This window comes from Candidatus Baltobacteraceae bacterium, from assembly GCA_036488875.1.
Taxonomy (GTDB): Bacteria; Vulcanimicrobiota; Vulcanimicrobiia; order Vulcanimicrobiales; family Vulcanimicrobiaceae; genus JAFAHZ01.
In genome coordinates this window covers 237,769-261,954 of record DASXGW010000004.1, presented here as the reverse complement: position 1 = coordinate 261,954, position 24,186 = coordinate 237,769, and the positions used below count along the sequence as shown (strand labels likewise).

Sequence of the window (24,186 nt, the reverse complement as noted above, 5' to 3'; positions counted from 1 at the left end):
AGCCGGCGATGGCGGTGCTTCTCGGTCTTGCGATCGTTATCGCCATCGGAGCAGCCGTATACGCGTCGATTTTCTTTCGGCGCTATATGACCGAACGTGAAGAGCGGGGGCGTGTCGTCGCGCTCTTCTCGCGCTACGTTCCGCCGCCGGTCGTCGAAGAGCTGCTCGCGCGCAACGACCCCCGGCTCTTCACGGCGCGCGAATATTACGCGACGATCCTGTCCTGCCGCATTCACAACTTCGCGCTCTTCGCCGAAGACTTGTCGCCCGAAGAGACTCTCACGTATCTCAACGAATTCTACACCATCGCCGGTAAAGCGGCGCAGCGCAACCACGGTATGATCGAGTCGCTGCGCGGCGACACCGTCACCGCCGTCTTCGGCGTTCTGCTCGACGAAACGTTTCAAGAAGAACGCGCGCTGCGCGCCGCGCTGGATATCATGCGCATGGTCAAGGCTATGGAAACGCGTTGGCAAGGACAAGGCCGCCGCGCGTTCACCGTGGGAATCGGCGTGAACTCCGGGAAGATCGTCGCCGGCGATACGGGCTTTCAACATCGCCGGGAGTTCGCGGTCATCGGCAACCCTGCCGACGTCGCGATGCGGCTTGAAGCTGCGTCCGAAGAACTCAACGCGACGATCGTCGCGTCGGAAGCAACGTACGATCCCGTCCGCGAGACGTTCGTCGGCGTTCCGACGTCGTCGCTGCCGCTGCGCGGTTTGCGGCGCCTGCACAACGCGTACGTGATTCGCGGGCTGCGCAAGAGCGCCAAGGACGATCGTCTGACGCTGCCCTCGCAAAGCGCGTTCAAGCGGACGGTCGTGCAGCCCGAAGAACCCCTGGAGCGTCCGCTTCCGGATCCGGAACCCGCGCCCGACCCCTCGCGGGTCGACGCCGCACCCAAGCCGCCGAACGTGATCGACAAGCGCGTGAAAGATCCCGTGATCGTGGAGCGGCCCTCGTTCAAGGGTATCGAGCCGAAGCGCACGCCGGTGCGTTTCTCCAGTCTCGACAACGCCGAGCCGGCGCTGCCCGAGCCGCCCGTCGTCGAGACGTACGAAGACGACGACGGGCCGCCGATTCAACTTCCGCCTTAGCGATTCACCGGGACCCCGCCGCACAACACGTCGTCGCGATGCGGCCCGATGCCGATGCTCGAGAAGAATGCGGCAGCGTTGGTATTGTAACCCGGACACGCGACGAACTGCGGATCGGCCCGTTGTTCGAGCCGGACGCGCGGATTGACCGCAGCGACCGCCCACGCGCCTTCGTCGCGCCGATGCAGCAGCACGCCGGTTTGCGCGTCGCGAACGGCAACCGCGCGCGCGTACGCGTTCCAGTCCACGATGAACGGCCAACGTCCCGGCCGCAACGCCGTATCGTTGAAGACGAACAACATCACGACGAGCGCGCACGGCACCATCCACGGCGCCCATCGCGGAGCGCGACGAATACCGAACGCCGCGGCGAGCGCCGCAGTCGCCAGCAACGGCGCGGTGTAGTGGGTTCCGATGCGGCTGGGTTCGTAGGGGTTGTGCTGCGCGAACACGATCTCGGCCAACAGCGGAATCGACAATGCCAGCCACCGGCCGACGAACAGCGGTGTAAACGCAAACGGCGCAAGCAGCAGCGCGATCAGCGTCAGCTTGCCGCCCGCGTCCTCGACGGCAAGTGCGTAACCCGGCGCGTTCGAGTGCCCTCCGAACATAAGTTCTACTCCCCAAAACGCCGCCGCGTTGAGCGTCGCCAAACCGAAAGCCGCCGCGCCGATTCGACGATCCCAAAAGAGAAAACACGCTGCGGCAAACCATGCGACAAAGAGAATCTCGTCTTCTTTGACGCCCATGAGCAGCTCGGCGCAGAGCAGCGTGGGCCACAGCGCACGCCGCCGCGCGCAGAGCGCCGCGCTAACGGCGAGCACCGGCACGAACACGTTTTCCGAAAAGTTATCGTACGTGAACCCCTGCGCCGACGGGGACAGCAGGTATGCGATGGCCAGCAGATTTGCAAGCTTGGGCGAGACGCCGATCTCGCGCGCGAACAATGCCAGCGGTATTGCGGCCGATGCGACGATCAGGGCCTGCGCGACAATTAGCGTTTCGCCGCGCGGGAACAGCGCAATGAGCGGCACGAGCGCGAACAAGATCCACGAATCGTGAACTTGCAGATGCGGACGCCACTCGCCGAAGTTCCATGACGACCCGTCGCGCATGTTGGAGATCGTTTGCAGAAACGTCCCCATGTCGGCGCCGTAACGCAGCGCGTAGAACTTATTGAGATCCAACGCGATGTAGACGACGGCAAATACTCCCATCGCCCAATATACAGGACGCATATCGCGAACCGGGGCTTTCAACACTAACTGCTCATCATCCGATAATAGATCAGCTACAAACCAACGTTACAATCCTTCCGTTGCGCCCGTAGCTCAACGGCGTCGCAGGGGTTTGGGCAACCTTGAGCATGAGTTGCGAGTATGCTAATATGGGGTTGCCCGTCTGCGAAAATTGCTCTGCGTAAGAGCTACAAGCGAGAGCGGATCAAGCTCCTTGATCCGCTCTCGCCCTATCCGGTGGCCTCTTCGAATATGAGCGAGGTCAGGTCCGTATGGTGGGGCGAACTGCAACGCGTCGATTTGGTCCCTAACGTCGAGCTTCCGCTTGAGCGAATATTCGCCCAAACCTGTTTTCACGTCGTAACATCGATGACCTCAACGATTTTGGGCAGCGTTTCGGCGGCGGTGCCGCGCAGCACGCAGTCGACGCTGTCGCTGATCGCGGTTTCCTCGGGATTGATTTCGGCGATAAACGCAGAGCGGTTGTGGTGCGTAGCGAGCGCCGCTGCGGGATACACGACGGCACTGGTGCCGATGACGAGAATGACGTCCGCTTTTGCCGCAGCCGCTTGGGCGCGTTCCCAGGCCGCACGCGGGAGCGCTTCGCCAAACCACACGATATCGGGGCGCATGCGGCCGCCGCAGGCATGATCGATCTCATCGAGCGGCAGCCCGGCGGCATCGAGCGGCCGACGTTCGCCGCAGCGATCGCAGCGCGCTTCGCGCAGATTACCATGCAGTTCGATGAGGTTGCGCGTTCCGGCGCGCAAGTGGAGCGAGTCGACGTTTTGCGTCGCCAGCGCGAAGCCGCGCGTTATTTGTTCCAGTTGCGCCAGGGCGTAGTGCCCCCGGTTCGGACTGGCGCGACGGTGCGCGGCAAGGCGTTCGTTGTACCAGGTCCACACCAACACCGGGTCGCGCGCGAACCCTTCGGGCGACGCCAGCTCCTCCACGCGATGCGAGCGCCACAGGCCGCCGACGCCGCGAAACGTCGGCAGGCCGCTTTCGGCAGAAATCCCCGAGCCCGTCAGGGCGAAAATGGACCTCGCGCCGCGCAGCCTGTCGACGAGCTCTTTCACACTACCAAAGCGCCGGATCGAGCGAAAAGACGGTCGCCCGAGCGGTCACGTATAGCTTACCGTTTTTGAAGCTAATGCCTTGGGGCGGTCCATTGTGAAACATCCCGTAACTCGACACTTTACCGTCCGGAGTGATTCTGATCACCGCTCCGTGAACGCTATCGACGGTGTACAGGTTCTTGTTGTCATCAAACGTGTACTGCCCCAACCACGCCGGGCACGGTGTATAGCGGTCAACTTTCATCGCGCCCGAATATACGACGCGCCCGTTCGTGTCGAATTTCACGAGCCGGCAACGATCACCCACCCAGGGGACCCAGAAATTTCCATCGGCGCCGAGGAAGAACCGTACTCCTCGCCCGCGGCCGGCGATTAAATGATAGGCCGTCACCTGGCCGCTCGGCGTCACTAAGCCGTAAGCGCTCTTGGTCCCGAACCACATTCCTCGGCCAAGCGGGTCGTCGACCAAACCTAACGGAGGCTCGGTGAAACTTCCGACGTTCGTCACGATCCCAGAAGAAGATATCGTCAGAAAGTATGCCGGAAAGTCATAAGAGTAGTTTACGGCCGCCCACGTAATGCCGCTTTTATCGGTTGCCATCGACGTCACGAAGCCGAGGTTCGGAAGCGTCATTTCCGCAATCGACCCGTCCGCCGCGAGACGATTGATGATTCCCTGATGCGCGTGGGTCGACTGGCCGAGGCACCACACCAATCGGTCGGCACCGATGATGCACTGTGGATCGGCCGGCGCAAATTGCGCCGATTTCACGCGAAAGACGTTTTCGAGTTTTCCGCCGGTTGAGAATCGGCCGTACACCGGCCGGTCCGTCGGCGGAAAATGCTTCGGTTGGATCGGACTCCAGATGTCGCCGTCTCCTAGGGTCATCGAACCGTCGAGTCTGACGTTTGCCAGTTTCCCGGCGGGCAGCGCCGTGCGCCTCGTGTAGTGTATGGGGTTCAAATGCATTGACGCGATCGTCACGGTGATGGTATCGCCGTGCCCGTCAAACCGAATCGTCGGAAGCTTCTGAGACGAAGAGTATAGATAACGACAGTTCAGCACGGCGTGCGGTTTGGACGGAGAGTCGTCCGTTACGCTCACGACGACGGGGTGCGCGTACACGCCTTGGGCTGGTTTGCCTTTTTCGTTGAAGGCGAGCGCCTTCAGCGGCCCGTTAGCCGGCGTTCCAATAGTGAAGAGGAGGTCGTCGGTATCGATACCTAGCTTAGCCACATGCGCGACGCCGGGCGGCGGCGCCGTGGGACAAGCGGCAGCGCCTTTCGCGACGGAGTCTACCGGGGATTGTCCCGGGAGCAGCCGGCTCGCCCCGCAACCCGCTAGGGCAAGGCCGGCAAACGTGGCTGCTATTAAGGAAATTCGCATCGTCGGCAGTTTGCCAGGTGACCGACCGGAGGCCTGCCCTCTAACATCCGGCGGCTCCGGGCCACCGTTAAAGGAAGATGGAAGCATGCCGACGCGAAGCCCCCGGAGGTGATCGATGATGCTGCCGCGCTCGTCGCGCGAGTAAGGCGGCGCGACATGCGAGCCTTCGAGGCGCTGTACGACGCGCATCATCGTATCGTTTACGGCGTGGCGCTGCGCGTCCTTGGTGACGCTCACGGAGCCGAGGACGTTTTGCAAACCGTATTCTTGAAAATCTGGAACTCGCCCGAGCTGTTTCGCGGCGGCAACTTCGGCGCGTGGATCGTGCGCGTGACGCGTAACCGCGCGCTCGACGTGTTGCGCGGCCGGGCGGCTCGCAACGAGGGGGAGCTGCCCGAAGCGCTCCCGGAAGAGGAAGCGATCGAGGACGTCGCGTTCTCGCACATCGACGCCGCACGCGTGCGCGCCGCGCTTGCCGGCCTTCCTCCCGAACAACGCGAGGCGATTGAAATGGGTTTCTTCGACGGCATTACGCACGACGAGATCGCGCGCCGCTGCAACATTCCGCTCGGGACGATCAAAACGCGCATCCGGTCGGGCCTTCGCAAGCTGCGTGCGATGCTCGAGAACGCGGTGGTAGCGTGAACGACCGCCCCGATCACGCGATGCTCGACGAAGTCGCGGTCTATGCGCTTGGCTCGCTGCCGGCGGCCGAGGCTCGGCGCGTGCGCGCACACATCGCCTCGTGCCCGCAGTGCCAAGACGAGTACCATCGCCTGCGCTCCACGGCCTCTCTCGTGGGATTGGCCGCCGAAACGGAAGGCGACGCACGCAACTGTCCCAGCACGCTGCTCAAACCTCGCATCATGCGCGCCATCGCCCAGCAGCCGGCACCCGCTCGTGCGACGTCACCAGGGCCGAAGATGTGGCCCGCGTATCTGGTCGCTGCGGCGTGTCTGGTCATCGCGATCGTCTCGTCGATGGCGAACATTTCGCTGAGCGCTCAAAACCGTCAGATGCAAGCCGAACTATCGCGCAGCGCCGACGGGACCAAGAAGCTCGCGCAGTCGCTCAATCAAACGCGCACGACGCTTGCCGACTTGTTGAGCGGCGACGCAAAGCATTACGACGTCGACGGCGGCCAGATCGTTACGCGCGGCAGTCACGTGTACATCGCCATGCGATCGCTCCCGCAGCCGCCGCACGGGAAAGTCTACCAGGCCTGGACGCTCGCCAAAGGCGCCAAGAAGGTTGCGCCGTCGTACACGTTCGTTCCGGACCCCAACGGCATTGCGGTCGTTACCCTTCCCGTCGACGCGCGCACGATGGCTGCCGTAGCGATTTCCGTCGAGCCCGAGGGCGGCAGCAAGCAGCCGACCAGCAAACCGATCGCCATCGTTCCGCTGACGTGAGCGCACGCTGACCGGCACCGTACGCATCGAGCCCCTCTCTCCGGCCAACGAGCGCGCCGCACTCGCGTACCTTGGACGCGAACCGTACGTGAACGTTTTCGTCACGTATCTCATGCTCTTCGACCTCTCGTCCCCGACGCGACAGCGCTTGCGCGTTGCGTTCGAGGGCAACCGCGTCTGCGGGGCCGTCTACTTCGGCCGCCAGCTGGCGCTGGCGTGCGACGACGTCGCGCTGGATGCCGTCGCCGCGGAAGCTCGGCGCCATCGCGGCGAGCGCATGATCATCGGCGAGCGGTCGACCGTACTCGGCTTTTGGGAGCGCGTACGCGGTTGGCATCAAAAGCCGCGGATCATCCGCGACCGGCAACTGGTGATGGCAGTCGACCGAGCAGAGTTGCGATGCTTCGAAAGCGGGGTCGAAGTGCGCAAAGCGCGCCCGAGCGATTGGAAAGAGATCGCCGAGGGGTCGGCCGCGTTGATCGAACAAGAGCTCGATTACGATCCGCGCGCCGCGTCGGCCGACTTCAACGCCAACGTTCGCGAGATGATCGAGCGCGATTTGTGGTGGGTCGGCGAGAGCGACGGCCGTCTGTGCTTTCTCTGCAACGTCGGTCCGTGGTGCCATAAAACCGCGCAGCTTCAAGGCATTTGGACGGCGCCGGATCTTCGCGGCCGCGGTCTGGCTACCGCGAGTTTTTCGGCAATCTGCGACCGGCTACTCGACCACTCGCCGACGCTCTCGCTCTACGTCAACGATTTCAATCGCAACGCGATCGCGCTCTACGAACGGGTGGGATACCGGCACGTCGCCGATTTTCAAACGATCCTGTTCTAGGACCTAGAGCTTTCGTTCGACGTTTTGGACGCCTTCTTCAACGGCTTCCTCACCGCGGCGGACCATCTGCACGATCCAGTGAATGGTCGCGTACACGCCGACGATCGCAAAGACGAACACGATAACCATGAACCACGCGGCGGTCTCGGCGATTCGAACGAAGGTGTGTTCCATAGTTTTCTCCTCGAAGGCTAGACGATTCGTCTCCCCAGCGGCTTGCCCGTCAGCGACGCAGCCAGCTCGTTGGCGTTGCGCGCGACGATTCCGTAGATCGAGAGCTGCGGATTGACGCCCAAGCTCGTCGGAAATATCGATCCGTCAAAGACGTACAGATTTCCCGCAAAGTGGTGACGTCCCGCTCCGGAGACGACGGCGTCGTGTTCGTCGTTGCCCATCGCGCAACCGCCCATCACGTGCGCGCTCACGACGCGGCATCGCAGAATTTCCATCGGCAGCTCGGCGATGGCCCCTTTGGCTTCGTTCCACGTGCGATACGGACGTGCCGATTCGTGAACCGGCATGACGGTCTTCGCACCCGCCGCGAACTGAATCTCGGCCATCGTGAGCAGCGAGCGGCGCATTCCATCCCATACGTAGGGCGTGATATCGTAATTGAGCACCGGCGAGTGGTCGTGCCGCAGCTGGACGTCACCGCCGGGACTGGCGTCGTTGAAGCCGTCGCGCATCAGGGCAATGATGACTTGCGTGTTCGCAAAATCGGCCATTTGTTTCGATCCGGTGTCGCCGAATCCGGGCATCGTCACCGCCGCGAGCAGCGGGTGAATCGGCGGCACCTCGAGTTTATATCCGATCGGCCCATCGATGGGCTGCGTGTGCAGGAAGTGGTCGGAGTAAATCGATTGCGGAGCGCCCGAGAAACCGTTGACGGTCTCGGGCATAACGGCCGCCGAGAGAACGACCGGATGCAGAAACGTACGCACGCCTAGGCGACGATGCGGATTAGGGATCTGGCTTCGCAGAAGGAGCGCCGGCGTGCCGATCGAGCCGGCGGCCGCCACGTATGCTCGCGCCGTGACCGTGATCTGGTAGGGCCGATTCTTTTCGTCGCCCGGTTCGAGCGCGCTGCAGGTCAACCCCGACACGTCGTCGCCGCTGAGCGTAAAACGTTCGGCGCGCGCGTGGTGTACGAGCACCGCACCGCGATCGAGTGCAGACGGGATCGTCGTGACGAGCATCGATTGTTTGGCGTTGGTCGGGCAACCCATGCCGCAGTACCCGAGATTCCAGCAACCTTTGACGTTGCGCGGAATGACCGCAGTTGGAATGCCGAGCTTTTTGGCCCCGCGCCCCAGGACGGCGTTGTTTTCGTTGGGCGGGACTTCCCATGGGTGGATCGAGAGCCGGCGCTCGACCAGCTCGAACCACGGATCGAGAAACTCCGGCGCGTACGTTGCCAAGCCAAAGCGATCGCGCCAATACGCGAGCGTCTCGGGGGGCGTCCGAAAGCTGCTCGTCCAGTTGACCGTCGTCGATCCGCCGACGTTGCGGCCTTGCAGAATCGTGATGCCTTTATCTTTGGTCTGGCGCGCGGCCGAGGATTGATAGAGCAACGGATACGCTTCACGCTCGAGCATGTGGAAATCGCTCGAGCTGCGCAGCGGCCCTTCTTCGATCATGACGACGCGCAGGCCGGCCTCGCTCAAAATCTCGGCAGTCATTCCGCCGCCGGCTCCGGTTCCAACGATGACGGCGTCGGCTTCCAAGTGCACGTCGCGGTCGATCGTCGACGCGTCGATCACGTGCCAACCGCGCCGCAAACCGGCGGCGATCGGATCGGGAATGGACGTCGTCATACCGCCGGCGGCCCGGGATAGCCGATGCGTTCCCACGACGCGCCGTTACCGTACCACGACGCCATCACGAGCTGATGCAAGGCCAAATATCCGCTGCGAAACAGCGCGACGCCGCTGAAGCGCCACCGGTTGAGGAAATCCGCCACCGTGTTCGACGACGCGTTTTCCCACGAGCTCCAGACGCCGGCCGTCAAAGCCCGCGTCACGGGAAACTTCAGCAGCCCAAACAGTTGTCCGAGTTCATCTTGCACGGCTGGAGGCAAACCGGCGACGGCAACGTCGACACCTCGCACGACCTGCACCATCGCGACGCCGTGCGCGGCCGCATCCGGCGGTAAGGCGCCGGCTAGGATGACGGCACTAACGGCGGCGATGAGTTCGCGATCGCCGCCCGAGAGCGCTCGATACGAGTATCCCGGATCGTCGAACGGTCCCAACGCCGTGCCGGGACGCGCACAGCCGCCGAGCGCGAGCAGCGCCAACCCGCCGAGTCCGGTATGAATCAGCTCGCGGCGAGTGAGGCGCGACACTATCGTGAAGCGCCGCCGGCGGCCAGAGCCCCGGCCGCTCCGGAAAGCACTGCGTCGAGCACGCGATCCATTTCCGGCGCCGAGGCCTTACGGCCTTTTTCGAAATGGCGATCGAAAAGATCGCCGAGATGCGCCCGCACTTCTCGCTCCCGATTGCTCGATGCGGCCAGCGATAAGGCGGTACGCGGCAGTTTGTGCTTCTCCCGCACCGCATCGGTAACTCCCAGCAGCTCGGCGGCCCGGTCGAACGCGCAGCAGTCGCACGCAAACAAAAACAAGATCTCGTTGAGTTCGATGGCGTTACGGATCGTCGGCTCCCGCCGCAAGCGTTCGCGAGCGGCGATCAGCGTCGCGCGGGCGAGCTCGATCTCTCCCCGTTCGAGACGCGCTTGCGCGATGTGGATCAAACCGACCGTGGCTTGCGCGACGTTGCCCAACCGCTCGAAGATGATGAGGCTCTCGTTGGCGTACACCAGCGCTTGCTCGTAATCGCCTTCGATGATGGAAATAGCGGCCAAATTCGAGAGCGCGATGCCGGTCTGCGGCGAGATGCCCAACTCGCGAAAGAGCGTCAGACTCTCGTTGAACAACGCGCGAGCACCGGCGACGTCCGAAAGCGTCTCGGTGGCGAGCGCTCCGAGATTCATGAGAACGACGGCGACTCCGCGGCGATCGCCGGACTTTCGATACTCTTTGAGGGCGCGCTGAAACAAGGACTTCGCTCGCGCGTCATGGCCCAGGTGGAAGCTCGCGGTGGCCAGCCCGTTGAGCGCGCGCGCCAACGCGAGGGTGTCGTGGCCGCGCTCGTGATAGGCGACGAGACGTTCGCTAAGCTCGGACAGCCGCATCATGTCGCCGCCGAAAAGCGCGACGGCCGCGGCGGCGTTGAGCACCTCTGCGACTTGCGGACCCATCGGCAAGCCGACCGCAAGCGCGATGTCCGTCCAATGGCGCCCTTCGGCCAAGCGTCCGGTCTCGACCCAGAACCGGTGCAGCGCGATAACGATATCGGCGCCCGCGGAAACGTCGACGCGTCGGTTGAGCGCGTACTCGAGCGCGCCGTCGAGATTTTCGACCTCGGCGCGCGCCTCGTCGACACCGCCCTCCACGTTACCGCTCTGGATGCGGGCCGAAGTGCGGCGCGCAACGGCTCGAAAGTATCTAATGTAGCGCCACTGAATCGCCGCTCGTTCCAAACGTTCGCGCAAAACTTCACGACCATAGCTTCGCGCGCTGTCGACGACGAGATAGCGCGCCGCCTCACCCGAGTCGAAGCGCTTGACGAGATTCGCCACGACAAGCTCGTCGAGCGCGTCGGTAACGTCCCACGGTTCGAGGTCGCCGCCCGAACAAATATCGCGCGCCGCGCCCGACGTAAAGAGTGCCGGAAAGACCGATAGACGCTCGAACAGACGGCGCGCGTTGTCGCCGAGCTGCTCGTAACTCGAACGCACCAGCCCGTCGATCGACGTATCGGTGTTCTCGCGTTCCAGAATGCCGAGCACGTGATCCACCGGCATCGCTCGCACGCGCGGTCCGGTCAGCTCGATGGCCAACGGAACGTTTCCGAGAATCGTGCAGATCCTCTCGATCGCATGGCGATCTTGCTCGCTCGCGTCGAAAGCTTTGTTTGCGATTTGGGCGCGGTCGACGAACAGCGCGACGGCATCGCCCAAGCTCGGCGCCTGCAATTCGACGGTCTCCTCGCCGTCGGCACCCAACGGCTTGTCGCTCGTCGCGAGCATGACGACGTCGGACGCGCCGCGCGCGATCGCGCCGCACAAACCGGCGACGTGTGACGAAATGTCCCCGCAATCGTCGAAGACGAGCAGGGCGTTGCGGTCCTTGAGCGCGTCGAGAAGCGTCTCCCGAGGGGAGAGATCGGCGGTTTGGGCAACGCGCAGCACGGCCAGCACGGCTTCTTCCAACGCAGCTCCCGAAACGACGCTGCAGTCGATGAGCCAGGTACCGTCGGGATATGCGTAGAGCCGGCGTTGCGCGGCCGCTACGGCAACGCGCGTCTTTCCGATTCCGCGCTTTCCCACGAGCGTGACGATGCGCGAACGCTTGATCGCCTCGTTGAGCGCCGCAATTTCTGCCGCACGCCCTAAGAGCGCGGTGGCTTGCGATCGAATGTTGGTGCGCGCGGCCGGTTGAGCGAGCGTCGCCGTGGCGCCGCCCAGCGAGTCGACGTGGATGCGGTCGCGTCCGGCGGTTTTCGCCGCATAGAGAGCGCGATCGGCGGCTTTGAGCAGCGTTTGCGGATCGGCGATCGCCAGGGCTTTGCAGCCCGCGACGCCGATGCTGGCGGTCACGCGTCCGATCGGCGATTCTGCATGCGGAACGTCGAGCGCCCGCACCGCGTTGAGCACGCGTTCGGCGACGACGGCCGCACCGGTAGCGTCGGTCTGCCAGAGGATGGCCGTGAACTCTTCGCCGCCGTAGCGCGCCAGCAAGTCGCTCTCGCGAACGATGCACGACTGCGCCGCCTGCGCCACTTGATTGAGACACGCGTCGCCGGCAACGTGCCCGTAGGTATCGTTGAAGCGCTTGAACCAGTCGACGTCCATCACGAGCACTGAGAGCACGCCGTCCTCGCGCTGGGCGCGCGTCCAATCTTCGTGGAGACGTTGATCGAAGGCGCGCCGGCTCGCGACGCCGGTCAAAGAATCGCGCGAGGCAACCGATTGCAGTGCCTCCTTTTCGCCGCGCATCGTCTCAGCTTGCACGGCGACGGCGACGTACAGCGCGCACGTTTCGATCAGATGCAAATCGTCGGGCGAGTACGCGCACTGTTCGGTCGTTTGAATCGAAAGCACGCCGATCGTCTCGTTGCCGAAACGCAGCGGAACGAAGATTGCGCTCTGCGACTCGTCGTCTTTGACCTCTTTGAGCGGAATGATGGGACCGCGAATCTCTAGGCGCGTGCGAAGAAAGATCGGCTGTCCGGTATCGATCACCCGCTGCGTCTGCGAATCGGCGCTGATCTTGCGCCCGCTTTGCGGATTGTGGACGGCGTTTCCGTGGTCGTAGGCAAAGTCGATGAAGACGCCGTCGCGACGCTTGATGGCAATGAACACCACCGACGCCTCGATGAACTTGGCGAGCATGAGACAAAAGCGCTCGAACGTCTCGGATATACCCGAGCCGGTCGAGAGGATCTCGGCGGTTTGCCGCACGATCTCCAGATTCCGTTCGTTACGGTTCATCACAAGGCTCCAGACCTTATCCGTATTTTCGGCACGGCGGAGGGCCTGCCCTCACCCCGAATGTGTACGCCCCATGCCCGATCGCGGACGCGCGTCCCAGCCATGGATCCTCGCGGCGACGATCCTGGGCTCCAGCCTCGTCTTCATCGACGGCACCGTCGTGGCGATCGCCTTGCCGGTGCTCCAAGAAACGTTTCACGCCTCCGCCACGTCCGCGCAGTGGGTGGTGGAAGCCTACACGTTAGTGCTCGGGGCGTTAATGTTGCTGGCCGGCGGCCTTGGCGACCGTTATGGACGGCGACTCCTTTTCATATCCGGCGTCGTCGTGTTTGCCGCCGGCTCGCTTCTTTGCGGCTTGTCAACCTCGATGACGATGCTGATCGCCGCGCGCATTTTACAAGGTCTTGGCGGAACGATGCTCGCGCCGGCCAGTTTAGCCCTCATCGGCGCCTGTTTCGAAGGTGCGGATCGCGGTAAGGCCATCGGAAGCTGGTCGGGTCTAACGGCGGTCGCGACTGCGATTGGTCCCGTTGCCGGCGGCGCTATCGTCGATCACTTTGGATGGCGGTGGGTCTTTTTCATCAATCTTCCGATCGCACTTGCCGTCGTGCTGCTGACGTTGCGGCACGTTCCGGAGAGCCGTGACGAAGGCGAGCGCGGCACGCCCGACATCGTCGGGTCGCTGCTCGTCACGGCCGGACTCGCCGGCATCGTCTACGCGTTCGTCGCTTCGGGCCAAGACGGCTGGGATGCCATGACGTTTGCGAGTCTTGGCGCCGGAGCGGTGGCGTTGGCGGCGTTCGTGATGTTCGAAAGCAAAACGCTCAATCCGATCCTTCCGCTCTCGCTCTTTGCGCGCCGCGATTTCACCGGCGTCAACGTGCTGACGCTTCTGCTGTACGCCGCGCTGAGCGGTCTCTTTTATTTCGTGCCGTTCGTGATGATTCAGATCGACGGCTATCCGGCCACGCTCGCCGGCGCGGCGATGCTGCCGTTCATCGTGTTGATGGTGCTGCTCTCACGCTTCTCCGGAGCGTTGTCGTATAGCTTGGGGCCGCGTACGCTGCTCGTCGCGGGTCCACTCATTACCGCCGCGGGTTTTGCCCTGTTTGCCGTGCTGCCGAAGCTGCAGTTCTGGAGCGGCATCGTTCCGGCGATCGCCGTCGTCGGGTTGGGAATGGGGCTGACGGTCGCACCGCTGACCGCGACGCTCTTGGAATCGGTTCCCGAGGGCCGCGTCGGCCTCGCGTCGGGTATCAACAACGCGACGTCGCGCGTCGCGGGGTTACTGGCAATCGCCGTGCTCGGCGCGCTGTTGAGCGCCGTCTTCAACGCGCGATTGGATCCGCGTCTGGATTCCCTGTCGCCGCAGCAGCGTCACGACGTGCAGGCACAACGCAGCGCGTTAGCCGCGGCGCAGTTGCACGACCCGGCCGAAATTGAGGCGGTACACGATTCTTACGCCGAGGGATTTCGCATGGTTGCGTTTGCGTGCTCGGGCCTGACGGTGCTCTCGGCCGCGGTTGCGGCGCTGACGCTGCCAAAGACGCATCGCAAGTGATCGAAGAGGTTACGCTGCGGACCGCCGACTCACGCGATGCCGACGGTATCGTCACGCTGATGAAAGGCGTCGCGATGGAAGGTCGCTGGATACGAACGCAGTGGCCGTTCGACGAAGCCCTGCGCGTGGAACGCGTTCGCGGAAGGCTGCACGATGGCAGCGTTGCCTGCACCGTCGCCGAGCGCGGCGGTAGAATCGTTGGGCAGATCACGTTGTTTCCGTCCGACGAAGTGGCGGAGTTCGGCATGTTCGTCGACGCGAGCGAACGCGGCCGCGGTCTGGGGCGCCGGCTGCTGGAGGCCGGCGAAGCGCTGGCTCGTGAGCGCGGCTATTCGATTTTGGAGCTCGAGGTGTACGCGCACAACGACGCCGCAATCGCGCTGTATCGAAGCAGCGGATTCGAAGAGTTCGGCGATCGATATCCCGAGCTGCGTTCGTCGGGTGAGCCGTACGACGTCATCCGAATGCGGAAGGTGAGGTAGCTACTGCCAGATGCCCGCGATCGGAGCGGCGTGGCAATCTTGGTCGATGCAGGGTAGATTGAAGAACGACTCGATCGTACGCAGCACGCCGTAGTGATCGACGTTTTCTTTGTCGACGCTGCCGGGTTTCACCATCGGGCCGACGAGCACGGTTGGAATATGGTTGTTTCCCGTATCGGGGTCGGCCTCGTCCCAGGTAATGATGAGAAGCCCCGCATTCTTCGCGTTCCAGGCGACGATCGGCGGTAGGTTCTTGGCGAGCCAGTCATCGCCCTGACGTGCGCTGCAGTCGTGCATATCGTTGCACAAATTGGGAACGAGAAAGTCCACCGTGGGCATGTTCGCAACGGGTAACCCGTGGTACACCAGGTTGTCGGAAGCCGGTACGTTGTCGAAGTTCACCCATGGATCGTGTTTGCGGGCGTACAAGCCGTTTGCGCGGCAACCCATAAATCCGTCCTGCGGCATCGACTCGGCGTATCCAACGAACGTTTTGCCCACGGCAATGAGCTCCGAGCCGAGATTCTGCGTTGAAAACGTCAACGGACACGCATCCGACGTAATGCCGTGGGTCGAACCCGAAAAAAGCGCCAAGTAGTTGGGCTCGCTGGGATGCGACACGGCGTGGCTATTGGTCAATAGTGCGCCATGCGCGATCAGCACGTTATTGAGGTACGGCATGTCGGGGCTTCCAACGATATTGTCGTAGTTGCGATTCTCCATGAGCACGACCGTGACGTGGGCAACGTGCGGCGCGGGCACCTTGGGCCCTAGCGCCGCAAGCAGCAGCGGCAACGCGAGAAGCGAAAGCATGGCGATCCTTCCTTTATTTCATCGTCAGTGGGCGGTAGCGCAGGCGGTGCGGCTTAGCCGCTTCTTCGCCCAGCCGTTTACGTTTGTCGGCCTCGTACTCCTGATAGTTTCCTTCGAAGAACTCAACACGCGAGTCCCCTTCGAACGCGAGAATATGCGTCGCGATGCGGTCGAGGAACCAGCGGTCGTGACTCGTCACCAGCACGGTACCGGCGAACTCCGCCAGCGCATCCTCGAGCGCGCGCATCGTCTCCACGTCGAGATCGTTGTTCGGCTCGTCGAGCAGCAGCACGTTCGCGCCGCTCAAGAGCGCCTTCGCAAGATGCAAGCGGCCGCGCTCGCCGCCCGACAGCGCGTCGACCGGCTTCTGCTGATCGCCGCCTTTAAAGTTGAAGCGTCCCAGATACGCGCGCGCCGGCATCTCGAATTTGCCGACCTTGAGCAGATCGAGACCACCGCCGACTTCCTCGAACACCGTTTTGTGCCCGAGCGCTTCGCGGCTCTGCTCGACGACCGCGAGCTTCACCGAGGGACCGATGAGGATCTCTCCGGAATCGGGCTTCTCCCCGCCGGCAATCATTCGAAACAGCGTCGTCTTTCCCGCACCGTTTGGCCCGATGATACCCACGATCGCGCCCGCCGGGATGGTGAACGACACGTTCTCCATCAACAGCCGGTCGCCGAACGCCTTGCTGACGTCTTTGAACTCGATCACGCGATCGCCGAGCCGTTCCGCAACGGGAATGAAAATCTCTTGCGTCTCGTTGCGACGCTGATACTCGTAGCTCGAGAGCTCTTCGAATCGCGAGATGCGGCTCTTGCTCTTGGCGTGACGCGCCTTGGCGCCGGCGCGCACCCACTCGAGCTCGCGTTTGAGCGCTTTTTGGCGCGCCGATTCGGCCGCTTCTTCTTGCGCTAGACGCTCCTGCTTCTGCTCGAGCCAGGAGCTATAGTTACCCTTCCACGGGATGCCGCGACCACGATCGAGCTCGAGAATCCACTCGGCCGCGTTGTCCAGGAAGTAGCGATCGTGCGTGACCGCAACGACCGTTCCGGGAAAGCGCGACAGAAACTGCTCGAGCCATTCGACGCTCTCGGCATCGAGATGGTTCGTCGGTTCGTCTAACAGCAGCATATCGGGTTTCGATAAGAGCAAGCGGCACAGTGCGACGCGGCGCTTCTCGCCGCCCGACAACGGGCCGACCTTTGCGTCCCACGCCGGCAACCGTAGCGCATCCGCGGCAATTTCCAGCTGCGCTTCCAAGTCGTCGGCACCTTCGGCGAAGAGAACCGCCTCCAGTTTGGCCTGCTCTTCGGCGAGTTTTTCGAAATCCGCATCCGGCTCGCCGTACGCCGCAAAAACGGCGTCGAGCCGCTTGCGCGCCTCGAACAGCGACGACAGACCTTCCTCGACCGTCTCGCGGACCGTTGTATCGGGGTCGAGCTTGGGCTCTTGCTCGAGGTACCCGATCGTGATTCCCGGCATCGGCTTGGCCTCGCCGTCGATCTCGGTATCGATTCCAGCCATGATGCGCAGCAAGGTCGACTTGCCGGCACCGTTGAGGCCGAGAATCCCGATCTTGGCGCCCGGGAAGAAACTCAGCGAGATGTCTTTGAGGATTTGACGCTTGGGCGGCACCATTTTGCCGACCCGGTACATGCTGTAAACGAATGACACGACCCGCTCTTTCTAGCGACGCCGTGCCGGCCCTGGTATAATACCCTGGTCGTATGGATGCTGCCGCTCAATACGCGTTTGCCTACGCGCTGACCACGACGGCCGGCGTTCGAGCCTTGCTTGCATTGGCCGCCGTTTCGGTCGCGGCCCATATCGGCTGGATGCACCCGCCGGGCGGATTCGAATGGCTCGGCCACACGATGGTGATGTGGATCCTGATCGGCGTCGCCGGCGTCGAAATACTCGCCGACAAGGTTCCCTTTCTCGATCACGTCGTGCACTTCGTCCAGATCGCCGGCAAACCGGCGGCCGGCGCGATCTTAGTCGGCGGTTCGGTTCACGCGCAATCGCACGAGATGCTTATCGCTTTGATGGTGGTCGGCGCGCTCAACGCGCTCGGCATTCACGTCGCGGTCGCTTCGATGCGCGGCGCGTCGACGGTCACGACCGGCGGTATTGCAAATCCGGCGATGAGCTTGATCGAGGACATCGGTGCTGCCGTCGCGCTGCTCGTCGCGTTTTTAGCGCCGTTCGTCGCGGCGGTGCTCGCGATCGTCTTTACGATTGCGCTCGTTTTCGCCGTACGGTGGCTACACGCGCGCGCTTTCCGCACCCAAACGCCATAGACACAACAACAGCGCGGCCAAACCGCTGAAGCCGATCAGCGGCGACCACAACATTCCCACGAGCATCGCCAGCGACGAGATCGCTACGAGGATCGGCCACGCGCTGTGCGTCGTAAAGATCCCGAGGGCTTCGCCCGCCGCGCGTTCCGGCGTTTCTTGCGGATCGTCGCCGGGCAAATCGGCATTCTTTTCGGCGATGACGGCGTAAGCAGCCGTGAAGGCGAGCGCCGCCGCCATGCAGCCCAGCAATACCGTTCCGGTCGCTTCCTCGTGCGCGATGAGCCAGTACGCAACTCCCGTGACCACTCCGAAGATCGCGGAGCCGGCAAAGAACGCGACGAACGTCTTCATACCCGAGAGATCCCCCGTTCCTCCATCAGGTCCCACGCCGGCAGCTTGCTGCGGATCGGCGGCAGCTCGTGGAAGTTGAACTCCGGCGGCGGCGACGACGTCAACCACTCCAACGAGTAGCCTCCCCACGGATTATCGCCGACGGGCTCGCGCTTCAGACACGAAATCACCACGTTAATGAAAAACAGAATCACGCTGATTGCGATGATCGCGGTTCCGATGCTCGATAAGCCGTTGAGCAGCGCCAAGTGCGCGACGTCGGGATAGGTCGAAACGCGACGCGCCATGCCTTCGAGTCCGGCAAAACCCATCGGGATGAACGTCACGTTGAAGCCCAGGAAGAACAGTGCCGCGAACCACTTGCCGAGCCGCTCGTCGAGCTTCACGCCGAAGATCTTCGGAAAGTAAAAGAACAGCGCCGCAAACAGCGCGAACAGGCTGCCGCCGCCGAGCGTGTAGTGAAAGTGCTGCACGATGAAATAGGAGTCGTGCGCCATGTAATCGAGCGGCGGCGAGGCGATCATCACACCCGTAATGCCGCCTAACAGGAAGTTCAGCAAAAAGCCTATGCATAGCAGCATCGCAGTGCTGAACTCGATCGATCCTTTCCACATCGTTCCGATCCAGTTTACGAATTTCACGCCGGTAGGAATGGCGATGAGGAACGAAATGCCTGAGAAGAACGGATTGCTGACCGCGCCGGTGGTGAACATGTGGTGGGCCCACACACCCAACGAGAGGCCGGCTATGGCAAACGCCGATAACACCATGCCGACGTACCCGAAAACGGGTTTACGTGAAAAGGTCGCGATGATTTCCGCCACGACGCCGAAGTACGGCAGGATCATGATGTACACTTCGGGATGACCGAAGAACCAGAACAGATGCTGATAGAGAATCGGATTTCCGCCCGAAGCCGGATCGAAGAAATGGCCGCCCATGTGGCGGTCGATCAGCACCATGGCCATCACCGCCGTCAGCGCCGGGAACGCCATCAGGATGAGAATCGACGTCGCCACCATCTCCCACGTAAAGATCGGCATGCGCCAGAACGTCATCCCCGGCGCGCGATAGCAAACGATCGTCACGATGAAGTTCACCGCGGTGAGAATGTTCGAGATGCCGGTAAGGGTCAAACCGATGAGATACAAGTCCTCGCCGGCGCCGGTGCCGATCGTGATCTCGGAGAGCGGCGCGTAGTTGCTCCAGCCGGCGGCGGCTGCGCCGCCGTAGGTCGCAAAGCCGGCAAAGACGGTTAAGCCGCCGACGACGAAGAGCCACAGTCCCGTCGCGTTGAGCCGCGGAAACGCCATGTCGGGCGCGCCGATCTGCAGCGGAATCAAGAAGTTCGCGAGGCCGATGGCAAACGGAGCGATGACCAAGAAAATCATCGCCGTTCCGTGCATCGTAAAAATCTGGTTGTACTCGTGCGTGCCGACGATCGTGTTGTTGGGATGCGATAGCTGAAGCCGGATCATCCCGGCCAACGCTCCGGCAACGATGAAAAACGCCAACGTCGCCACGATGTACATCGTGCCGATCTTCTTATGATTGGTCGTCGTCAGCCACTCGATCATGGGGCCTGCGTTCCGTTTGAGGCGACGTACCGGTCGAACGCCGCTGCGGGCACCACCTTGACGGCGAAGGTCATGAACGCATGGTCGAGGCCGCAATACTGCGCGCAACGGCCTTCAAAGGTGCCCAGGCGGTTGGGCGTGATGTCGAAGACGTTGGTCATTCCGGGAATCGCGTCGCGCTTGAAAAGAAACGCCGGCACCCAGAACGAGTGATTGACGTCGACGGTCGTGAGATCGAACTCGGTGAGCCGCCCGAGCGGAAGGTAGAGCGTCGGCGGCCGGCGCGGCGTTCCGGTTGCCGTCAGGCTCGTGCCGAGATACTTGAACTGCCACGACCAGCGGAAGCCGACCACGCCGATCTTCTCCTGCGGACTGCTCGCTACGCGGTCGATCGGCCGTTCCACGACGAACGTTTTTGCGAACAGTCCCAACACGATCAAGAACGGAATGATGGCGTAGGTTAACTCCAGCGGCGTATTTTTTTCGAACTGTTGGGCTTGCCCGGGACGACGGCGATACCGAAACACGCACCAGAAGATCGCAACGTAGACGTAAATGCCGACCAAGATGCCGGCGCCGATGAACACGTACCAGTCGCCCGCCATCGCGACGCCTTGAACCGACGCCGGATCGAACAGCCACTTCATGGTGTTGGTGTGATTACCCAGGCGTAAGCAAGAAGTACCGCGGGTACGACACACGCATGTCGAGCAATGCGAATGGTAGCGCGCGCTCGCTTGCGCCATTGCCGGTTCGCGCCCATCCACTCGTGCTGGGCGTCGTGGTCTTCCTCGCTTCGGAGTTCATGTTTTTTTCCGGGCTGTTTGCCGCGTATTTCAACCTGCGAGCGAATCGCACGAGCTGGCCGCCGCCGATGGTGCATCTCGATCTCGTCGAGTCGGCGTCGGGAACGTTCTTACTGTTCTTGGCCAGCGTCGTGATGTATTTTGCGACCAAAGCGATGGATCGGCAGCGTATGCGGGCGGCGCGCTGGTGGACGCTCAGTGCGATCGTCGCCGCCGTCGGCTTCGTCATCCTCTCCGTCCACGGCTACACGAGCAACGCGTTTTGGCCTTGGACGAATGCGTACGGCTCGGTCTATTACTCGATGACCGGCTTTCACTTGCTGCACGTCACGGTCGGAATCGGGATCCTCACAGCGCTTCTGATCGGCATGAAGAGCCCGGCGCTCACGGTCAATCAGCGCGCCGGAGCCGAGTCCATGGTGTACTACTGGCATTTCGTCTTCATCGTCTGGCTCGGCATCTGGTCGACGATCTACTTCGTCCGATGAACCGGCGCGAACTCGCAATCGCCTTCGCGCTTTTCTTGACCGTCATCGGCAGCGGCGGCTTCATCGCGGCGTACGCGACGGGCGGAAACACGCTGTACGAGGGGCTCGGTCTCGGCGGTGCGGCGCTGGGACTGTGTTTGGCCGCGTTGGGCTGGGCGTTTTGGATTCTGCCCGCGGAACAAGTCGTCGACGAGATCGTCACGTACCCGTCGCCTCACGATCAGCGGGTCGCTGCGGATCTGGCGATCGAACGCGGTATCGAGAAAATCTCGCGGCCGCGTCTGTTGCTCGCGATGCTCGGCGGAGCGCTTGCGTGTTTCGGCGCGGCGCTGCTCGTCCCACTCCGATCGCTTGGCCCCAAACTCGGCGACACGCTATTCCACACGGCGTGGCGTAACGGCAGCGTGGTCGTTCGCGACGACGGAACGCCGGTCAAGGTGAGCGATCTCGAAGTCGATTCCGCGCTGCTCGTGTTTCCGCACGACGCGGTCGAGGATGCAGCATCGCAAGTCACCCTCGTTCGCGTTACCGAGTCCGAGGCTCCGCAGACGCACGGGTACATCGCGTATTCGCGCGTGTGCACGCACGCCGGCTGCCCGGTCGCGCTCTACCGTGCGCCGGATCGCCAGTTGCTGTGCCCCTGTCACCAGTCGCTCTTCAACGTTCTCGCGGACGGTGCGGTCGTATCGGGTCCCGCAGATCGAGCGCTGCCGCGTCTTCCGCTCGTCGTCGGCGACGACGGCGTGCTGCGCGCGACGGGCGATTTTTCGAGCCCCGTCGGACCCGGCTTCTGGGAAGAAACGGGCGGATGATCGTCGAGAGGTTCGCAGACTGGATCGACGAGCGTTTGGGCACCGCTCACTTCGTCCATCACGCGCTGCGCAAGGCGTTTCCCGACCACTGGTCGTTCATGCTGGGCGAGATCAACATGTACGCGTTCGTCATCTTGGTGGCGACCGGAACCTTTCTCGCGCTCTTCTTCGATCCGAACACGTCGAAGACGATCTACCACGGACCGTACTGGCTGCTCGACGGCCAGCAGATGTCGCACGCCTACGAATCCACGCTCTATCTGAGCTTCGTCGTCAACGGCGGTCTGCTCTTACGCCAAATCCATCACTGGACGGCATTGATCTTTTTAGCCGGCATCGTCGTGCACATGGCGCGCATCTTTCTGACGGGAGCGTTTCGCAAGCCGCGCGAGATCAACTGGGTTCTCGGAATCGCGCTCTTCGGCGTTTCGATGTTCGAGGGTTTTTGCGGCTACTCGCTGCCCGACGACTTGCTCAGCGGCACGGGATTGCGCATCGCCGACTCGGTAGCGCTCTCGGTTCCCGTCATCGGAGCCTGGCTGTCGTTTCTCTTGCTGGGCGGCAACTTTCCGTCGCAGCAAATGATTCCGCGCCTGTTCGTGGCGCACATCTTCATTTTACCGGCGGTTATTGCCGGACTCATAACCGTCCATCTCGCGATCGTCTGGCGCCAGAAGCATTCGCAGTTTCCCGGACCGCTTCGCACCGAAGACAACGTCGTCGGTTCGCCGATGTTTCCGGTGTATGCCGTAAAGTCGTTGGCGCTGCTTGCCGTCATCGTCTTCGTGGTGTGCGCGCTCGGCGCGACCACGCAGATCAATCCGATCTGGCTGTGGGGACCGTACGACCCGTGGAAAGCGTCGAGCCCGGCGCAGCCCGACTGGTACGTCGGGTGGCTCGAGGGTGCGCTGCGCATCGCGCCGCCGTGGGCGTGGCACCCGTTCGGACGCACGATTCCGTCGGTGTTCTGGCCGACGGTTCTGCTGCCCGCGATCGTCTTCGGCTTTCTCTTGCTGTGGCCGTGGATCGAACGCGCGATCACGCGAGACCATCGCTCGCACCAGCTGCTCGACCGGCCGCGCGAAGTGCCGTGGCGCACGGCGCTGGGTGCGGCGCTGCTCACGTTTGGCTTTGCGTTAACGGCGGCCGGAAGCGACGACGTCCAAGCGCGTTACTTACACGTCTCGATCGTCGACATCGTGCACTTCTATCAAGCGTTCACCTTGGGCGGACCGTTGCTCGCGTTCGTCGTCGCGTATGCGGCAGCGTCCGAGCTGCGCGAAAAAGGCGGCGTTCGTAAAGCGCACCGCGTCAGCCTCAAGCGTAATACGCGCGGCGGCTTCGAAGAAGATTCGGTTCCGTGAAACGCACGGCGCTTTTGCTTGCGGCGGCGGCCTGCTTCGCCGGCGCGGTGCTCGGGCCAATGGAAGCGCTCGCCGATCGTTCCTTCGCGTGGCACATGGCGCAGCATTTAGTCCTACTCATCGTGGTGCCGCTGCTCGTTCTCTCGTCGCAGCCGTTCCCGATCGTTCGCCGGTTGATCGGCGACGCGCGCACGGTCGCGCTGTTGCGCGCAACGCGGCCGCTTCATGCGATCGCGTTTCCGCCGATCGCGCTGGCGATTTTCGTCGCGACGCTCTGGGGCACGCATTTTTCGCATCTGTACGAGGCGGCGCTCGGCGCAACGCCGGTGCACGCCGCGGAACACGCCCTGTATCTCTTCGCGGGGTTCGTTTTCTGGCTGCCCGTTCTCACCGTGGCGCCGCTGCGGCCGATCGCATATCCGGCACGCTTACTCTATCTCATGGTCGCGCTGCCGCAAGGCGCGCTGCTGGCGATCGCGCTGGGTGCGGCGCGCAGGCCGCTCTACGAGCATTACGCGCGCATCATGCCGGCCGCGCAGGCGGTCGCCGATCAGCAAAATGCCGCTGCCGTGATGTGGATCGCCGGCGGTCTGGCGATCTTTATCGCGCTGCTTGCGACGGTGGGAACGTGGGCTGCCCGGGAGCTGCGCGCGGCGGACGGAGCCTCATATTGACTGCACGTATGCCGCGATATCGTCAACGTCGTTCTCGCTCAACGAGGCCGGATAGAGCTTGGGCATCGGCGGCATTGGATCTTTTATCCACGAGACTGTCGTCGCAAAGTCCATGCGCGCCGATTCGTAGTGCAGCGACGGTCCCGGCATGTCTTCTTCCTTACCGGTGGCTCCGTGACAGGAGCTGCAGTGCTGCCGGAACAGCAGAGCGCCGGCTTCTTTTTCGCCGCCGCGCACGGTCCGCGCAACGATCGTCGATCCCTTCTGTCCGGTTGCGGGCGTACACGCCGCCGTCGCGAGCAGCGCGACGGCGAACAGGGTAGCACAGAGTCGTGGCATCTCTCCGGCGTTGT

General features: G+C 62.9%; 24 protein-coding genes. 11 read left to right on the top strand and 13 right to left on the bottom strand.

Annotation, left to right across the window (positions count from 1 at the left end; translation table 11 throughout):
* Positions 1 to 8: 8 nt before the first annotated feature.
* On the top strand, positions 9 to 1,097 hold the full coding sequence (locus VGG89_06780) for an adenylate/guanylate cyclase domain-containing protein (GenBank protein HEY1976227.1): 1,089 nt from the start codon (positions 9 to 11) through the stop codon (positions 1,095 to 1,097).
* Here VGG89_06780 and VGG89_06775 read toward each other — a convergent pair.
* From VGG89_06775 to VGG89_06765, 3 genes are all read right to left on the bottom strand, one after another.
* Positions 1,094 to 2,314, bottom strand: a complete 1,221-nt coding sequence (locus VGG89_06775) for a DUF2079 domain-containing protein (GenBank protein ID HEY1976226.1) — start codon at positions 2,312 to 2,314, stop codon at positions 1,094 to 1,096. The two genes, VGG89_06780 and VGG89_06775, sit on opposite strands and share 4 nt — an antisense overlap.
* Before the next feature lie 374 nt (positions 2,315 to 2,688).
* Positions 2,689 to 3,414: an NAD-dependent deacylase gene (locus VGG89_06770; protein ID HEY1976225.1), complete on the bottom strand. Its 726-nt coding sequence runs from the start codon at positions 3,412 to 3,414 to the stop codon at positions 2,689 to 2,691.
* A gap of 1 nt (position 3,415) precedes the next feature.
* Positions 3,416 to 4,651, bottom strand: coding sequence for a hypothetical protein (locus tag VGG89_06765; GenBank protein HEY1976224.1), 1,236 nt, complete (start codon positions 4,649 to 4,651; stop codon positions 3,416 to 3,418).
* A gap of 258 nt (positions 4,652 to 4,909) precedes the next feature.
* Between VGG89_06765 and VGG89_06760 the strand changes: the two genes are divergently transcribed.
* The 3 genes from VGG89_06760 to VGG89_06750 all read left to right on the top strand — a co-directional run bounded on the left by VGG89_06760 (position 4,910) and on the right by VGG89_06750 (position 7,048).
* Entirely contained in the window at positions 4,910 to 5,446 is a 537-nt protein-coding gene (locus VGG89_06760; protein HEY1976223.1) for a sigma-70 family RNA polymerase sigma factor, read from the top strand.
* Complete coding sequence (locus VGG89_06755) at positions 5,443 to 6,213, top strand: anti-sigma factor (GenBank protein ID HEY1976222.1); 771 nt, start codon at positions 5,443 to 5,445, stop codon at positions 6,211 to 6,213. Before VGG89_06760 ends, VGG89_06755 begins: the two co-directional genes overlap by 4 nt.
* Positions 6,214 to 6,301: 88 nt before the next feature.
* Positions 6,302 to 7,048, top strand: a complete 747-nt coding sequence (locus VGG89_06750; protein ID HEY1976221.1) for a GNAT family N-acetyltransferase — start codon at positions 6,302 to 6,304, stop codon at positions 7,046 to 7,048.
* Between the two features lie 3 nt (positions 7,049 to 7,051).
* Here VGG89_06750 and VGG89_06745 read toward each other — a convergent pair whose 3' ends face one another.
* From VGG89_06745 to VGG89_06730, 4 genes are read right to left on the bottom strand one after another with little or no spacing between them, the layout of a single operon-like run.
* Complete coding sequence (locus VGG89_06745; GenBank protein HEY1976220.1) at positions 7,052 to 7,222, bottom strand: hypothetical protein; 171 nt, start codon at positions 7,220 to 7,222, stop codon at positions 7,052 to 7,054.
* Positions 7,223 to 7,239: 17 nt separating this feature from the next.
* Positions 7,240 to 8,862 carry a GMC family oxidoreductase gene (locus VGG89_06740; protein ID HEY1976219.1) on the bottom strand — a complete coding sequence of 541 codons (1,623 nt, stop codon included), beginning with the start codon at positions 8,860 to 8,862 and terminating at the stop codon, positions 7,240 to 7,242.
* On the bottom strand, positions 8,859 to 9,392 hold the full coding sequence (locus VGG89_06735; GenBank protein ID HEY1976218.1) for a hypothetical protein: 534 nt from the start codon (positions 9,390 to 9,392) through the stop codon (positions 8,859 to 8,861). Before VGG89_06735 ends, VGG89_06740 begins: the two co-directional genes overlap by 4 nt.
* Complete coding sequence (locus VGG89_06730; GenBank protein ID HEY1976217.1) at positions 9,392 to 12,601, bottom strand: diguanylate cyclase; 3,210 nt, start codon at positions 12,599 to 12,601, stop codon at positions 9,392 to 9,394. The genes VGG89_06735 and VGG89_06730 overlap by 1 nt, the downstream gene beginning before the upstream one ends.
* Before the next feature lie 73 nt (positions 12,602 to 12,674).
* On the opposite strand from VGG89_06730, the gene VGG89_06725 reads away from it, so the two are divergent.
* Both VGG89_06725 and VGG89_06720 read left to right on the top strand, forming a co-directional pair.
* Positions 12,675 to 14,162, top strand: a complete 1,488-nt coding sequence (locus VGG89_06725; protein HEY1976216.1) for an MFS transporter — start codon at positions 12,675 to 12,677, stop codon at positions 14,160 to 14,162.
* Entirely contained in the window at positions 14,159 to 14,644 is a 486-nt protein-coding gene (locus VGG89_06720; protein HEY1976215.1) for a GNAT family N-acetyltransferase, read from the top strand. The genes VGG89_06725 and VGG89_06720 overlap by 4 nt, the downstream gene beginning before the upstream one ends.
* Here VGG89_06720 and VGG89_06715 read toward each other — a convergent pair whose 3' ends face one another.
* Both VGG89_06715 and ettA read right to left on the bottom strand, forming a co-directional pair.
* Positions 14,645 to 15,457 carry an alkaline phosphatase family protein gene (locus VGG89_06715; protein ID HEY1976214.1) on the bottom strand — a complete coding sequence of 271 codons (813 nt, stop codon included), beginning with the start codon at positions 15,455 to 15,457 and terminating at the stop codon, positions 14,645 to 14,647.
* Positions 15,458 to 15,470: 13 nt separating this feature from the next.
* The gene (gene ettA / locus VGG89_06710) at positions 15,471 to 17,135 is read right to left on the bottom strand and encodes an energy-dependent translational throttle protein EttA (GenBank protein HEY1976213.1); all 1,665 of its coding nucleotides are present in this window, start codon (positions 17,133 to 17,135) and stop codon (positions 15,471 to 15,473) included.
* A 53-nt stretch (positions 17,136 to 17,188) separates the two neighbouring features.
* Between ettA and VGG89_06705 the strand changes: the two genes are divergently transcribed.
* On the top strand, positions 17,189 to 17,761 hold the full coding sequence (locus tag VGG89_06705; GenBank protein HEY1976212.1) for a DUF4126 domain-containing protein: 573 nt from the start codon (positions 17,189 to 17,191) through the stop codon (positions 17,759 to 17,761).
* Here VGG89_06705 and VGG89_06700 read toward each other — a convergent pair.
* From VGG89_06700 to coxB, 3 genes are read right to left on the bottom strand one after another with little or no spacing between them, the layout of a single operon-like run.
* The gene (locus tag VGG89_06700; GenBank protein HEY1976211.1) at positions 17,726 to 18,112 is read right to left on the bottom strand and encodes a cytochrome c oxidase subunit 4; all 387 of its coding nucleotides are present in this window, start codon (positions 18,110 to 18,112) and stop codon (positions 17,726 to 17,728) included. The two genes, VGG89_06705 and VGG89_06700, sit on opposite strands and share 36 nt — an antisense overlap.
* Positions 18,109 to 19,689 (bottom strand): cbb3-type cytochrome c oxidase subunit I, encoded by a 1,581-nt coding sequence (locus VGG89_06695; GenBank protein ID HEY1976210.1) that lies wholly within the window; start codon positions 19,687 to 19,689, stop codon positions 18,109 to 18,111. The genes VGG89_06700 and VGG89_06695 overlap by 4 nt, the downstream gene beginning before the upstream one ends.
* Positions 19,686 to 20,336, bottom strand: coding sequence for a cytochrome c oxidase subunit II (gene coxB / locus VGG89_06690; GenBank protein HEY1976209.1), 651 nt, complete (start codon positions 20,334 to 20,336; stop codon positions 19,686 to 19,688). The genes VGG89_06695 and coxB overlap by 4 nt, the downstream gene beginning before the upstream one ends.
* Before the next feature lie 98 nt (positions 20,337 to 20,434).
* Between coxB and VGG89_06685 the strand changes: the two genes are divergently transcribed.
* From VGG89_06685 to VGG89_06670, 4 genes are read left to right on the top strand one after another with little or no spacing between them, the layout of a single operon-like run.
* Complete coding sequence (locus VGG89_06685; protein ID HEY1976208.1) at positions 20,435 to 20,983, top strand: heme-copper oxidase subunit III; 549 nt, start codon at positions 20,435 to 20,437, stop codon at positions 20,981 to 20,983.
* Complete coding sequence (locus VGG89_06680; GenBank protein HEY1976207.1) at positions 20,980 to 21,795, top strand: Rieske 2Fe-2S domain-containing protein; 816 nt, start codon at positions 20,980 to 20,982, stop codon at positions 21,793 to 21,795. The genes VGG89_06685 and VGG89_06680 overlap by 4 nt, the downstream gene beginning before the upstream one ends.
* Positions 21,792 to 23,159 (top strand): cytochrome bc complex cytochrome b subunit, encoded by a 1,368-nt coding sequence (locus VGG89_06675; protein HEY1976206.1) that lies wholly within the window; start codon positions 21,792 to 21,794, stop codon positions 23,157 to 23,159. Before VGG89_06680 ends, VGG89_06675 begins: the two co-directional genes overlap by 4 nt.
* Complete coding sequence (locus VGG89_06670; protein HEY1976205.1) at positions 23,156 to 23,833, top strand: cytochrome c oxidase assembly protein; 678 nt, start codon at positions 23,156 to 23,158, stop codon at positions 23,831 to 23,833. The genes VGG89_06675 and VGG89_06670 overlap by 4 nt, the downstream gene beginning before the upstream one ends.
* Here the strand turns inward: VGG89_06670 and VGG89_06665 are convergent.
* Complete coding sequence (locus VGG89_06665) at positions 23,825 to 24,172, bottom strand: cytochrome c (GenBank protein ID HEY1976204.1); 348 nt, start codon at positions 24,170 to 24,172, stop codon at positions 23,825 to 23,827. The genes VGG89_06670 and VGG89_06665 overlap by 9 nt on opposite strands.
* Positions 24,173 to 24,186: the final 14 nt, after the last annotated feature.